Source organism: Nocardioides sp. QY071, from assembly GCF_029961765.1.
Lineage (GTDB): Bacteria > Actinomycetota > Actinomycetes > Propionibacteriales > Nocardioidaceae > Nocardioides.
On the sequence record NZ_CP124681.1, the window covers coordinates 170466 to 183083 of the forward strand.

Here is a 12618-nt window from a genome sequence, read left to right on the forward strand (position 1 = left end):
GCATGCGCGCTGACTTCGAGTACGACGTCGTCGTGGTCGGCTCCGGCTTCGGCGGCTCGGTCACGGCCCTGCGCCTCGCCGAGAAGGGCTACCGGGTCCTGGTGCTCGAGGCCGGGCGCCGGTTCGAGGACGAGGAGTTCGCGAAGACCTCCTGGGACGTGCGCAAGTTCCTCTTCGCGCCGCGCCTGGGCTGCTTCGGCATCCAGCGGATCCGGCTGCTGCGCGACGTGGTCGTGCTCGCCGGCGCGGGTGTCGGCGGCGGCTCGCTGGTCTACGCCAACACGCTCTACCAGCCGAAGTCGGACGCGTTCTACAACGACCCGCAGTGGGCGCACATCACCGACTGGAAAGCCGAGCTGGCGCCGTACTACGACCAGGCGAGCCGGATGCTGGGCGTCGTCGAGAACCCCACGGTCACGCCCAGCGACGTGATCATGAAGGAGGTCGCCGACGAGATGGGTGTCGGCGACACCTACCGCGCGACGCCCGTCGGCGTCTGCTTCGGCACGCCGGGCGAGGCGATCGCGGACCCCTACTTCGGCGGCGCCGGGCCCGAGCGCCGCGGCTGCCTGGAGTGCGGCGAGTGCATGACGGGCTGCCGCCACAACGCCAAGAACACGCTGCTCAAGAACTACCTCTACCTCGCCGAGAAGATCGGCGCGGAGGTCCGGGAGCGCACCACCGTCACCGCGGTCCGGCCCCGGCAGGACGGCGGGTACGACGTCGTCACGCACCGCTCGGGCCGCTCGGCTCGTCGTACGACGACGATCAGCGCCGGCCAGGTCGTGCTGGCCGCCGGGACGTGGGGCACCCAGGAGCTGCTGCACGGCATGCGCCGCTCCGGCGACCTGCCCGGGCTGTCCGACCGGCTCGGCTACCTGACCCGCACCAACTCCGAGGCGCTGTGCGCGTCGAGCACCAAGCTGCGCAACAAGGGCGAGTACGACTTCCACCACGGCGTCGCGATCACCTCCTCGATCCACCCCGACGAGGTCACCCACGTCGAGCCGGTCCGCTACGGCGTCGGCTCGGGCCTGATGGGGATGCTGCTCACGTTGATGACCGACGGCGGCGGCCGGACCCCGCGCTGGGTGCGCTGGCTCGGGCAGGCCGCGCTCCACCCGCTGCTGCTGCTGTCCACGATCTTCGGCCTGGGCAGCTGGCCCGAGCGCACGATCATCGCGCTGGTCATGCAGACCAGCGACAACTCGATCACGGTGTTCCCGAAGAGGCGCGGGCTGCGTCGCACGGACAGGGTGCGGCTCACCTCGAAGCAGGGCCACGGCGAGCCGAACCCGACCTGGATCCCCGCCGGCAACGAGGTGGTACGCCGGATCAGCGACAAGATCGACGGCGGCTCCTACAGCACCACCGGCGAGATCTTCAACATCCCGATGACCGCGCACTTCCTCGGCGGCTGCCCGATCGGGGACTCCCCGCAGACCGGGGTGATCGACGCCTACCACCGGGTCTACGGGCATCCCGGACTGCACGTCGTCGACGGCGCCGCGATCTCCGCGAACCTCGGCGTCAACCCCAGCCTGACCATCACCGCGCAGGCCGAGCGCGCGATGGCGGTGTGGCCCAACCAGGGAGAGGCGGACCACCGCCCCGACCTCGGAGCCGGCTACGAGCGGCTCTCCCCGATCGCGCCGGTGCGGGCGGCTGTGCCCCCGACCGCACCGGCTGCGCTACGCCTCCCGCTGTACGTCGTGAAGCCCGAGGCACCCGCATGACCGCGGCACCGACCGTCGAGGCACCCGGCAAGCGCCGGGCCGGACCGGACGGGATGGACGAGCGCACCCGGCAGGTCGCCCGCGAGGCGGTCCGCTCGACCCTCGTGTTCAAGACGCTCGGAACCTTCGGCGACTTCTACAGCTTCGTCGGCAAGGTGTTCGGCCAGATGTTCACGCGGCGCTTCCAGTTCCGCGAGTTCATCTCGCAGGCCTGGTTCATCACGACGGTCTCGTTCGGGCCGGCGCTGCTGGTGTCGATCCCGTTCTGCGTCGTGATCATCTTCCAGGTCAACCAGCTGCTCATCCAGATCGGCGCGGTCGACCTCGCCGGTGCGGGCGCCGCGGTCGCGGTGGTCCGCGAGATCGGCCCGATCGTCTCGGTCCTCGTCGTCGCCGGTGCCGGTGCGACCGCGGTCTGCGCGGACCTCGGCTCACGGAAGATCCGCGAGGAGATCGACGCGATGGTGACCCTCGGCATCGACCCGATCGAGCGGCTCGTCGTACCCCGCGTGGTGGCCTCGACCCTGGTCGGCGTCGCCCTCAACGGGATGGTGACCGTGGTCGGCCTGGTCGGCGGGTACTTCTTCTCGGTCGTGCTCCAGGGGGCCACCCCCGGCCTCTACCTCTCCGACCTCACGCTGCTCGTCGGGCTGCCGGACTTCCTGGCCTCCGAGGCCAAGGCCGCGGTGTTCGGGCTGCTGGCCGGCCTGACCGCCTGCTACCTCGGCCTCAACGCCAAGGGCGGCCCGAAGGGCGTCGGCGAAGCGGTGAACCAGACGGTGGTCTTCGCGTTCATGCTGCTGTTCGCCGCCAACAGCGTGATCAGTGCCCTGTTCCTCCAGATCAAGCTCGGAGCGTGAGGCGACGATGAGTACGACGGCTCCGGGCTTCATCGCTCGCCACGTCGGCAGGCCGATGTCCTCGCTGCGCCGACTCGGAGACCAGCTGAGCTTCCACGGCAACGCCTACTCGCACATGCCGCGGGCGCTCAAGCACTATCCGAAGGAGGTCGTGCGACTGCTGGCCGAGGTCTCCCTCGGCTCGGGCGCGCTCGCCCTGATCGGCGGCACAGTGCTGGTCATCGGGTTCCTCACCGCGGCGGCCGGCATCGAGGTGGGCCTGCAGGCCTACACCTCGTTCGACAACATCGGTGTCTCGACGCTGTCGGGCTTCTTCTCGGCGTACTTCAACACCCGCGAGGTCGCGCCGATCATCGCCGGCATCGCGCTGACCGCGACCGTCGGCGCCGGATTCACCGCGCAGATCGGGGCGATGCGGGTCTCGGAGGAGATCGACGCACTCGAGGTGATGGCGGTCCCGCCGGTGCCGTACCTGGTGACGACCCGGATCATCGCGGGCCTGATCGCCGTCGTCCCCCTCTTCGCGATCGCGCTGATGATGTGCTGGCTGGCGACGTACGTCGTCGTCACGGTCGGCTACGACCAGGCGCCGGGCACCTACCAGCACTACTTCGACACCTTCCTCATCCCGAGCGACCTGTTCCTCGCGATCGTGAAGGTCGCGCTGATGGCGCTCGTGATCGTCTCGATCTGCTGCTACCACGGCTTCCGCGCGGCCGGCGGCCCTGCCGGCGTGGGCAAGGCGGTCGGCAAGGCCGTCCGCTCGGCGCTCATCTCGACCATGTTCATCGACCTGATCTTCGCGATCGCCATCTGGGGCGGTCCGTCGGTCCACATCGCGGGGTGAGGAGACGATGAGCACCAGATCGCCCAGGGAGAAGCACGCGCACCACGTCGACCGGCAGGTCGTCTACGGGTTCTTGTTCATCGCCCTGGTCGCGGCGCTGGTCGCCGGCACCATCGCCAAGTACCGCGGTGCCTTCGAGGACAACGTGCTCGTCACCGTCCAGTCCGACCGGGCCGGCCTCACCCTCGCCTCCGGGGCGCCGATCAAGCTGCGCGGCGTCGAGATCGGCCGGGTCAGCCACGTCGACAACAGCCCGAGCGCCGACGGGAAGGTCAGCATCGAGCTCGAGATCGACGCCGACAAGGTCGACCGCGTGCCGGCTGACGTGACGGCGCAGATCGTGCCGCCGACGGCGTTCGGCGCGAAGTACGTCCAGCTGACGCCGCCGGCCCACAGCAGTGACGGGAGCAGCGGCGGGACGATCGAGGCCGGCGCCGTGATCCCGGCCGACCGGGTCACCGTCGAGGTCGACGAGGCGTTCGAGAACCTCACGAAGGTGCTCGACGTCGCCCGCCCCGCCGAGGTGAACTCCGCGCTGACCGCGGTCGCCGGCGCCGTCGAGGAGCGCGGCCAGCTGATCGGCGACCTGATCACCCGGACCGACACCTACCTGCAGTCCCTCAACCCGTCGCTGCGCACCCTGTCCGCCGACCTCCGGGTGGCCGACGACGTGGCCGACGTCTACGACATCGCCCGACCCGACCTGGTCGCCACGCTCACCCACACCGGCGAGGTCTCCCAGACGCTGGTCCGCCAGCAGGCCTCGCTGCGGGCCCTCGAGCGCAGCCTGACCGGGTTCAGCGACCAGACCGACATCCTGCTGCGCAGCTCGCGGCAGGGCCTGGTCACCTCGCTCGGCCTGCTGCGACCGGTGAGCGACGTCCTCGAGCGCTACTCACCCGAGCTGCCCTGCCTCGTGCTCGGCCTCGCGTCGGCCAACAAGCTCGCCGAGGCCGCGGTCGGCGGCACCCACCCGGGCGTCACCACCTTCACCCGGATCATCCCGGGCCGCGACCCGTACACCTACGAGGAGAACCTGCCCGAGCTCGGCGCCGACAACGGCCCGGCGTGCTACGGCCTCCCGTACGTCGACGCGCAGGAGGGCAGGGCCGTGCCGCCGTCGTTCCGCACCGGTGCCAATCCGTACGTCGGCCCGCAGCCCACGCCCAGCGAGGCCGTGGCCGACACGCTGCTGGGCGTCCTCGAGGGAGTGGGGAACCTGCCATGAGCACCACCTCGAAGAGTCGGCTGAGTCCCGAGAAGCGGCGCCAGCGCGCCGACCTGATCAAGTTCACCGCCTTCCTGTCGCTGGCCGCGGTCTTCACGGTGTGGGTCGCCGCCGTCACCGGTGAGTACCGGCCCGGGGACCGCGACGACTACAAGGCCGTCTTCGACGACGTGTCCGGCCTCGCGGTCGGTGACGAGGTCCGCGTCGCCGGCGTCGACGTCGGCAAGGTGACCGGCATCGACGTACGCAAGGACAACACGGTGCTCGTGAGGTTCGACGTCGGCGAGGACCAGCAGCTGACCAAGGGCACCCACGCGACCATCCAGTACCGCAACCTGATCGGCGACCGGGTGGTCCAGCTGACCCGCGGGGAGGGGGACACGGGCGAGGTTCTCGCGGCCGGTGGCACCCTGCCCGCCAGCCAGACCGCGTCCGCACTCGACCTCGACACCCTGCTCAACGGCTTCAAGCCGCTGTTCGCCGGACTCAGCCCGACCCAGGTCAACGAGCTGTCCGGCCAGCTGGTGCAGGTGCTCCAGGGCCAGCAGGCCGCCGTCGCCACGCTGGTGCAGCACGTCGCGTCGTTCACCACCACCATCGGCGGCCGCGAGGAGCTGATCGGCCAGGTGATCGGCAACCTCAACAGCGTCCTCGGCACGTTCGACGACCGCAAGGCGACCCTCGGGCTGCTGCTCGACCGGCTCGACCAGCTGCTGACCGGGCTCGACCAGCAGGACACCCAGGTCCTCGACGCTGCCGCTCGGATCGATGAGTTCGCGACCACGACGACCGGCCTCGTGACGAAGGCGCGCGGCGACCTGCGCACCGACCTCCAGGGCCTGGCCGTCTCGGCCCGCGGCGTCAACGAGAACGCAGGGACGTTGGAGACCGTCCTCGAGAACCTGCCGGCGCACTACCGCGCGATCCAGAACACCGCGTCGTACGGCAACTACTTCAACTTCTTCCTCTGCGGTGTGCGGATCCAGACCGGCCTGGCCGGCGCGGACGTCACGACGCCGTGGATCTACTCCGACGCCCCGAGGTGCAAGAAGTGAGCCGCGTGACCAGCCCCGACCGGCTGGCCGCTCGCGGCCTGGCCGGCACCGTCGTCCTCGTCCTCGCCGTGCTCGCGGCGCTCAACATCAACAAGCTGCCGCTGATCGGCAACAGCGACGTCGTGCACGTCCAGTTCGCCGAGGCCGGCGGCCTCAAGGGTGGCGACGCCGTGATGGTGTCGGGCGCCCAGGTCGGCAAGGTCCGCGAGGTCCGCCTGGACCACAAGCACGTCGTCGCCGACGTGGTGCTGACAGATCCCGACATCGTGCTCGGCGACCGCACCGAGGCCCGGATCATCACGATGACCCTGCTCGGTCGGGCCGCGGTGGAGCTGGTGCCCCGCGGGACCGGGGAGATCGGGGCAGGGGAGTCGATCCCGCTGGCGCGCACCTCGTCGCCGTACAACCTGACGAGCACGCTCAACGAGCTCACCGAGACCACGGCGAGCATCGACAAGGCGCAGCTCGCGGCCGCGCTGGACCAGGCGTCGAGGACGCTGTCGTCCTCGAGCCCCGACCTGCGCCCGGCGCTGGACGGGATCACCGCCCTGTCGCGGGCGGTCTCGTCCAACGACGACGAGCTGCGCTCGCTGCTCGCGCACGCCGACAGTGTGACCGGCGTGCTGGCCGGCCGGGACCAGCAGATCGCCTCGCTACTCACCAGTGGGCGCTCGCTGCTCAGCGAGCTCGACGCCCGCCAGGACGTGGTGGTCAGCCTGCTGAAGAGCGCCCGCTCCCTGGCCGGGCAGCTGCGGCTGCTGCTCGAGGACACCGACGACGTGCTCGGGCCGGCGCTCGACGAGCTCGACGGCGTGGTCGACGTGCTCAACACGAACAAGAAGAACCTGCAGGCCAGCATCGTCGGCCTGCAGGGCTACGCCACCGCCTTCGGCGAGGCGATCTCGAGCGGGCCGTGGTTCGACGCCTACATCCAGAACCTCACCTCCCCCGGGACCCTCGCCCCCATCCTGTCGGGAGTCGTGCCGTGAACCGTCTCGTGAGCAAGAAGATCCTGGTCGCGCTCGTGATCGCCGCCGTCCTGGCGGGCCTCTTCGCGTGGAACCGCGACACCAGCAGCACCACGGTGCGCGCGTACTTCGCCAGCGCCGAGGGCCTCAACGTCAGTGACGACGTCAAGGTGCTCGGCGTGAAGGTCGGCAAGATCACCGCGATCGAGAACAGGCCCGACGGTGTGCTGGTCACGTTGAAGGTCGACTCCGGCCGGCCGATCCCCGCCGAGGCGCACGCCGCGATCGTGTCGCCCAGCCTGGTCAGCGGGAGGTTCGTCCAGCTCGAGCCGGTCTACGACGGCGGCCCGCGTCTCGAGGACGGCGCCACCATCGCGAAGGAGAGGACCGCAGTACCGGTCACCTTCGACGACGTGAAGCAGCAGCTGACCGACCTGGCGACCACCCTCGGCCCCGATGCGGGCAAGCAGGACGGACCGCTGGCGGTCGCGATCAAGGCGATCGACCAGAGCCTGGCCGAGGGGAACTCCGACCAGCTGCGGACCTCGATCGCCGAGCTCCGTAGCGCCGCGACGGCCCTGTCCGACGGACGATCCGACCTCTTCTCGACCATCGAGCACCTCGACACGTTCACCCGCAACCTCGCCCTCAACGACGCGGCGGTGCGGGGCTTCACGACCGAGCTCGACGATGTCAGCACCGTCCTGGCCGACAACCGCACCAACCTCACCGGAGCCCTGACCGACCTCGGCCGGGTGCTGGAGGCGACGGAGAAGTACTTCAAGAGGCATCGCAAGCAGATCCGGACCACGACCACCGACGTCAACCTGCTCGCCGCCACCCTGGCCGACCGGTCCAACGAGCTCGCCGGCGTCCTGCACGTCGCGCCGCACGCGATCGTCGACCTCAGCAACACCATCCAGGACCAGGCGATCACCGGCCGGGCCACGCTCTCGGCGCTCGACAACGTCCCTCAGCTGCTCTGCGGCGCGGTCCTCGGCGTCGGCGGCACGGCCGAGCAGTGCGCGAAGGTGCTGCAACCGCTGATCGACCTGCTCGGGATCGGCTCGATCGGAGGCACCCAGTGACCCTCTCCCGCGCCCTCCTACCCGCCGTCGTCGTGGCGGGGCTCGCCCTCACCGGCTGCGACATCCAGCCCAACGACAACACGCTGCCCGGCCAGGTCGCGGTCGGCGACGACGGCTACACCGTCGAGGTGCACTTCGACCAGATCGAGAACCTGGTCCCGAACTCGACGGTCCAGAAGGACAACGTCGTGATCGGCACCGTCGGCGAGATCCGCGCCGAGGGCTGGGAGGCGGTCGTCGACCTGCACCTGCTCGACGACGTGGTGCTGCCCGCGGACGCGGTGTTCTCGATCGGCCAGAAGACCCTCCTCGGTGCCCAGTACGTCGAGGTCTCGGCCCCCGACGGCTCGACCGGAACTCACCCCGCCGGCGCCCGGCTGGCCGAGGGTGCGGTGGTGCCGGTCGCGCAGACCGGCACCTACCCCGCCACCGAGCAGGTCCTCGGCGCCGTCGCGCTGCTGCTCAACAACGGCGGCCTGTCCCAGATCAGCACCATCACCGGCGAGCTCTCGACGGCGCTGCGGGACCGGGTGCCCGACACCCGTGGCCTGATCCGGCACACCAACGACCTGCTCTCGGTGCTCGACGCCAACAAGTCCGAGATCGTGCGCGCGCTGGAGTCGCTCAACAGCCTCAGCGCCGGCCTGCGTCAGGACCAGCAGCAGATCGCCACTGCCATCGACCGGATCACCCCCGGCCTGAAGGTGCTCGACCAGGAGCGCAACCGGCTGGTCAAGGCGGTCACCAGGACCAGCCGCACCGGCGTCCGCGCGAGCGAGGTGATCCGCGCGAGCGAGACCGCACTGCTCGCCAACCTCGACTCCCTCGGCCCGATCCTCGAGCACCTCGGCCAGGCCAGCGAGTCGCTGCCCGAGTCGCTCAAGATCGCGCTCACCATCCCGTTCCCGGTGATGACCGCGCGCAACGCGCTGCGCGGGGACTACGCCAACCTGTTCGCCACGCTCGACCTGCGCGACAGCAGCCTGCTGGCCAGCTGGCTCGGCCTGATCGGCGTACCTGCGACGCCGCCGGCCGACGCCGCCGCGCCGGAGACCCCCGCCGTACCGGAGGCTCCGGTCCCGGCGCCCGGCACGCCCGCGCCCACCGAGCCGACGACGTCCGGCGACGTGCAGACGCCGGCTGCACCGGCCGAGCCCGTGCCGGACTGCGGCCTGCTCAAGAAGATCCTCGGAGGCTGTTAGGCCATGCTGCTCACCCCGCTGATCAAGCGCCAGCTGCGCATCTTCACCGTCCTCGCGGTGGTCGCGCTGGGCCTCGCGTTCTTCCAGTACGCCCGGGTGCCGGCCATGCTCGGCATCGGCGTCTACGACGTCGACGTCGACTTCGGGGACGCGAGCGGGCTCTACCCGAAGGCCGCGGTCACCTACCGCGGCGTCGAGGTCGGCCAGGTCTCGAAGCTCGAGGTCACCGACGAGGGCGCGATCGCCACGCTGCGCCTCGACAACGACGCGAAGATCCCGGCCGGCGCGTCCGCCGAGCTGCACAGCACCTCCGCCGTCGGCGAGCAGTACGTCGACCTGGTCGACCCCCGCACCCCGCCCGCGGGAGGCGAGGTGCTCGCCGACGGCGCGAGGATCCCGCGCGAGCGGGCCGTCGAGATGCCGCAGATCACGCCGGTCCTGGACTCGGTCAACCGGCTGCTGGAGTCGGTGCCGAAGGCGGAGACCAAGCGGGTCCTCGACGAGGTCGACGCCGGACTCGGCGGCGCGGGCCCCGACCTCAACGAGCTGGTCGACTCCACCGGCGACGTGCTGAGCGAGGCCCAGGCGCGGATCGACGCCACCACCTCGCTGATCGCCGCGGTGCAGCCGGTGCTCGAGACCCAGCGTGACCTCGGCTCGCGGACGCAGTCGTACGCCGCCTCCCTGGACGAGCTCACCACCGCCCTCGCAGCCGGCGACTCGGCCGCCGTACGCACTCTGCTGAAGAACGCACCCGGCGGCCTCGACGCGGCCACCCGCACGGTCACCGACCTGCAGCCGGTACTGCCGATGATGCTGGCCAACCTGACCACCAACGCCCAGGTGCTCAACACCTACCTGCCGCAGCTGCACCAGACGCTCGTCGTCTACCCCTCGCTCGTCGCGCGGCTGCAGTCGGCGATCAACCCGCGGGCCGAGCACGGCGACGTGAAGCTCGACCTGCGCGCCGCGCTCAACAACCCGCCGACCTGCCAGAGCGGCTACCTGTCGCCGAAGGAGCGGCGCAACCCGCGTGCGACCGAGGTCCGCGACGTCGACCCCCTGGCGCACTGCGAGATCGCGCCCGACAACCCGACCGCCGTCCGCGGCGCCCGCAACCTGCCGTGCCCCGGGGGCGACGGCCGCGGCAACACCCCCGCCGCCTGTGGCGAGCACTTCGGAGGCGGCGTGTGGCCGGACTCCAGCGGCACGGTCGCCTACGACCTCGCCGTCGGACACGGCGACGGCACCACGACCGTGACCGCGCCGGCCTCTGCCGATGCGCCCGAGACCGGAGGAGACGAGCTGTGGAAGATCCTCGTGCTGGCACCCCTGGGGGTCCGGTGAAGACCTGGCGCGGGGCGGCCGCCGCCCTGGCGGCGGTGGCCCTGCTCGTCCTCACCGGCCAGCGGGCGTCGGCCTGGCAGGACGAGCGGGCGCAGGCCGCCGACGAGAAGGACGCGATCGCCGCCGCGACCGCCGAGGTCGAGGGCCTGGTCGACATCAGCTCGGCCACCTCGGACGCCGACATGAAGAAGCTGCTCGCCGGTGCGACCGCCGGCTTCCGCAGCGAGCTGGAGGGCCAGGCCGACCGGCTCCAGCAGGCGCTCGCCGACAACGCCGTCCGGGCCAGCGGCGACGTCGTCTCCGCCGGCCTGGTGAAGCTGGCCGGCGAGCGGGCCACGGTGATCGTCGCGGCCGCCGGGTCGGTCCAGAACAAGCAGACGTCCGCCGCCGAGCCGCGGAACTACCGGCTCACGGTCGACCTGCAGAAGGTGAAGGGGGACTGGCTGGTGTCCGGACTGGAGTTCGTCGCATGACCGCCCTGCGCAGCCGCACCATCCTCGCCGCCGTCGTACTCGCTCTCCTGGCTCTCGCCGTCGCCGTCACCCTCGGCGCCCAGCGCGCCGCCGACCTCACCGAGGCCCGCGCCGACGCGCTGGCCGCCGCGAAGGAGCGGGTCCCGGCCCTGCTGGGCTACGACGCCGCGACCCTCGACGCCGACCTGGCCACCGCCGACGACCAGACCACCGGCGGCTTCCACGCCGACTACGGCAAGATCCTCGACGAGGTCGTCGAGCCGACCGCCGCCCAGCGCGGCATCTCCACGACCGCCGCCGTCAACGCGGCCGGCGTGGTCCGCGGCACCCGCGACCGGGTCGTCGTACTGCTGTTCCTCACCCAGACCACCACCGCAGCCAAGGGCGAGGACGGCGGCAAGGGCGGTACGTCGGTCTCCGGCAGCCGGGTCGAGGTCACCATGAAGCGGGTGGGCGACGGCTGGAAGATCGCGGGCCTCGAGCCGAAGTAGGGCGCGCCCGCCGCTTGTAACTAAGTGTTGCGGCACGAAAAGTGCTGCACCAGCGCCCGGGTAGTGGCCACAACACCCGGGTAGAGCTCAGCCGAGGCGGGCCTCGATGTCGGCGAGCACCGGGTCGCGCAGGCCGGTGGAGTCGTGCTCCCACCACACGTCGCGGTAGACGACCCGGCCCGTCATCCAGGTCTGGTACGACGCCAGCGGCACCGCCTGGAACGCCGGTCCGGGCACCCGCCGGGTGGGCGCCTCGATGCCGAGTTCGGCGGCCGGCGACCAGCCGTGCCGCGAGTAGTAGCCCGGGTCGCCCTCGAGCACGACGACCGGCGCACCGAGCCGGTCCGCCTCCGCGACCGCGGCCTCGAGCAGCGCCGCACCGGCTCCCCGGCCCTGGTGGGCGGGCGCGACGCTGAGCGGGCTGAGCACGAGCACGTCGACCAGCGCCTGCCGGGTGTCGAGCCAGCCGTGGCTGAGCCCGACGTGGCCCACCAGCGCCCCGGTCGCGTCGACCGCGACCAGCTGGGCCCGGTCGTGTCCGCGGGCGACCACGTCGCCCCACACCCCGACCACGGCGGCGCCCTCGGCGCCGAAGGCGGCGCCGATCAGCTGCCTCGTCGCATCGTCGTCGTCGGGGCGCTGAGGCCGGATCTCGAAGCTCATGGCGCCATCCTCCCGGACGCGACTGCAAAGATATGTTTGCAAATACTTCTTTGCGGTTGTACGGTCGAGCCATGACCGAGCAGCGACCCAGCGTGGTGACCCCCGACCTCGCGGGCCTGCGCGCCCTCTCCCACCCCACCCGGCTGCGGATCCTCAGCCACCTGCGGATCGAGGGACCGGCCACGGCCACCACGCTCGCGACCCGGTTCGGGCTCAACAGCGGCGCGACGTCGTACCACCTGCGCCAGCTGGCCGAGCACGGCTTCGTGGTCGAGGACCCCGACCGGGGCAACGCCCGCGACCGGTGGTGGAAGGCGGCGCACCAGGAGACGCACAGCCGTGCCGCGCAGGCCCGCACGCCCGAGGAGCGCGACGTCGCCGACGCGTTCCTGCAGGCGGCGACGGTGATGTACGCCCAGAACCTGCAGGCCGCGATGGAGGAGCGGCCGCTGCTGCCCCCGCAGTGGCGGGCCGCCTCGACGGTGAGCGACTGGGTGCACACCATCCCGGCCGCGAAGGCCGCCGACCTGGTGGCGCGGATCAAGGAGCTGATCGCGTCCGTCGACGACGCCGAGCCGGACGAGGACGCGGTGCCGTTCGCCTTCCAGATCCAGGCGTTCCCGGTCCCCGGGCACGTCGCGCCCGCGCCGGAGGCCTGAC

13 protein-coding genes are annotated in these 12618 nt (G+C 71.4%); 12 read left to right on the forward strand and 1 reads right to left on the reverse strand.

What is annotated here, in order from left to right:
- Positions 1-2: 2 nt before the first annotated feature.
- The 11 genes from QI633_RS00795 to QI633_RS00845 are packed head-to-tail and all read left to right on the forward strand — an operon-like array spanning position 3 to position 11295.
- A complete protein-coding gene (locus tag QI633_RS00795; protein ID WP_141796375.1) occupies positions 3-1736 on the forward strand; it encodes a GMC family oxidoreductase in 1734 nt (577 codons plus the stop codon).
- A complete protein-coding gene (locus tag QI633_RS00800; RefSeq protein ID WP_222117680.1) occupies positions 1733-2596 on the forward strand; it encodes an ABC transporter permease in 864 nt (287 codons plus the stop codon). The genes QI633_RS00795 and QI633_RS00800 overlap by 4 nt, the downstream gene beginning before the upstream one ends.
- 7 nt (positions 2597-2603) lie before the next feature.
- Positions 2604-3443, forward strand: coding sequence for an ABC transporter permease (locus tag QI633_RS00805; RefSeq protein WP_174245167.1), 840 nt, complete (start codon positions 2604-2606; stop codon positions 3441-3443).
- Positions 3444-3450: 7 nt separating this feature from the next.
- Positions 3451-4671 carry an MCE family protein gene (locus tag QI633_RS00810; RefSeq protein WP_282427798.1) on the forward strand — a complete coding sequence of 407 codons (1221 nt, stop codon included), beginning with the start codon at positions 3451-3453 and terminating at the stop codon, positions 4669-4671.
- Positions 4668-5726 (forward strand): MlaD family protein, encoded by a 1059-nt coding sequence (locus QI633_RS00815; RefSeq protein ID WP_141796373.1) that lies wholly within the window; start codon positions 4668-4670, stop codon positions 5724-5726. Before QI633_RS00810 ends, QI633_RS00815 begins: the two co-directional genes overlap by 4 nt.
- The gene (locus tag QI633_RS00820; protein WP_282427799.1) at positions 5723-6715 is read left to right on the forward strand and encodes an MlaD family protein; all 993 of its coding nucleotides are present in this window, start codon (positions 5723-5725) and stop codon (positions 6713-6715) included. The genes QI633_RS00815 and QI633_RS00820 overlap by 4 nt, the downstream gene beginning before the upstream one ends.
- Positions 6712-7782, forward strand: coding sequence for an MCE family protein (locus QI633_RS00825; protein ID WP_160158123.1), 1071 nt, complete (start codon positions 6712-6714; stop codon positions 7780-7782). The genes QI633_RS00820 and QI633_RS00825 overlap by 4 nt, the downstream gene beginning before the upstream one ends.
- Positions 7779-8984 (forward strand): MCE family protein, encoded by a 1206-nt coding sequence (locus tag QI633_RS00830; protein WP_141796370.1) that lies wholly within the window; start codon positions 7779-7781, stop codon positions 8982-8984. Before QI633_RS00825 ends, QI633_RS00830 begins: the two co-directional genes overlap by 4 nt.
- A gap of 3 nt (positions 8985-8987) precedes the next feature.
- The gene (locus QI633_RS00835; RefSeq protein WP_282427800.1) at positions 8988-10331 is read left to right on the forward strand and encodes an MlaD family protein; all 1344 of its coding nucleotides are present in this window, start codon (positions 8988-8990) and stop codon (positions 10329-10331) included.
- Entirely contained in the window at positions 10328-10804 is a 477-nt protein-coding gene (locus QI633_RS00840; RefSeq protein ID WP_282427801.1) for a hypothetical protein, read from the forward strand. Before QI633_RS00835 ends, QI633_RS00840 begins: the two co-directional genes overlap by 4 nt.
- Positions 10801-11295, forward strand: coding sequence for a h domain protein (locus tag QI633_RS00845; protein ID WP_141796368.1), 495 nt, complete (start codon positions 10801-10803; stop codon positions 11293-11295). The genes QI633_RS00840 and QI633_RS00845 overlap by 4 nt, the downstream gene beginning before the upstream one ends.
- 87 nt (positions 11296-11382) lie before the next feature.
- Here QI633_RS00845 and QI633_RS00850 read toward each other — a convergent pair whose 3' ends face one another.
- Positions 11383-11958: a GNAT family N-acetyltransferase gene (locus tag QI633_RS00850; RefSeq protein WP_282427802.1), complete on the reverse strand. Its 576-nt coding sequence runs from the start codon at positions 11956-11958 to the stop codon at positions 11383-11385.
- Between the two features lie 71 nt (positions 11959-12029).
- Between QI633_RS00850 and QI633_RS00855 the strand changes: the two genes are divergently transcribed.
- Complete coding sequence (locus QI633_RS00855; protein WP_282427803.1) at positions 12030-12617, forward strand: helix-turn-helix domain-containing protein; 588 nt, start codon at positions 12030-12032, stop codon at positions 12615-12617.
- Position 12618: the final 1 nt, after the last annotated feature.

Excerpts from the sequence above, each read along its gene's own strand:
- QI633_RS00795 (WP_141796375.1), top strand. The coding sequence starts at position 3 with ATGCGCGCTGACTTCGAGTACGACGTCGTCGTGGTCGGCTCCGGCTTC.
- QI633_RS00800 (WP_222117680.1), top strand. The coding sequence starts at position 1,733 with ATGACCGCGGCACCGACCGTCGAGGCACCCGGCAAGCGCCGGGCCGGA.
- QI633_RS00805 (WP_174245167.1), top strand. The coding sequence starts at position 2,604 with ATGAGTACGACGGCTCCGGGCTTCATCGCTCGCCACGTCGGCAGGCCG.
- QI633_RS00810 (WP_282427798.1), top strand. The coding sequence starts at position 3,451 with ATGAGCACCAGATCGCCCAGGGAGAAGCACGCGCACCACGTCGACCGG.
- QI633_RS00815 (WP_141796373.1), top strand. The coding sequence starts at position 4,668 with ATGAGCACCACCTCGAAGAGTCGGCTGAGTCCCGAGAAGCGGCGCCAG.
- QI633_RS00835 (WP_282427800.1), top strand. The coding sequence starts at position 8,988 with ATGCTGCTCACCCCGCTGATCAAGCGCCAGCTGCGCATCTTCACCGTC.
- QI633_RS00845 (WP_141796368.1), top strand. The coding sequence starts at position 10,801 with ATGACCGCCCTGCGCAGCCGCACCATCCTCGCCGCCGTCGTACTCGCT.
- QI633_RS00850 (WP_282427802.1), bottom strand. The coding sequence starts at position 11,958 with ATGAGCTTCGAGATCCGGCCTCAGCGCCCCGACGACGACGATGCGACG.
- QI633_RS00855 (WP_282427803.1), top strand. The coding sequence starts at position 12,030 with ATGACCGAGCAGCGACCCAGCGTGGTGACCCCCGACCTCGCGGGCCTG.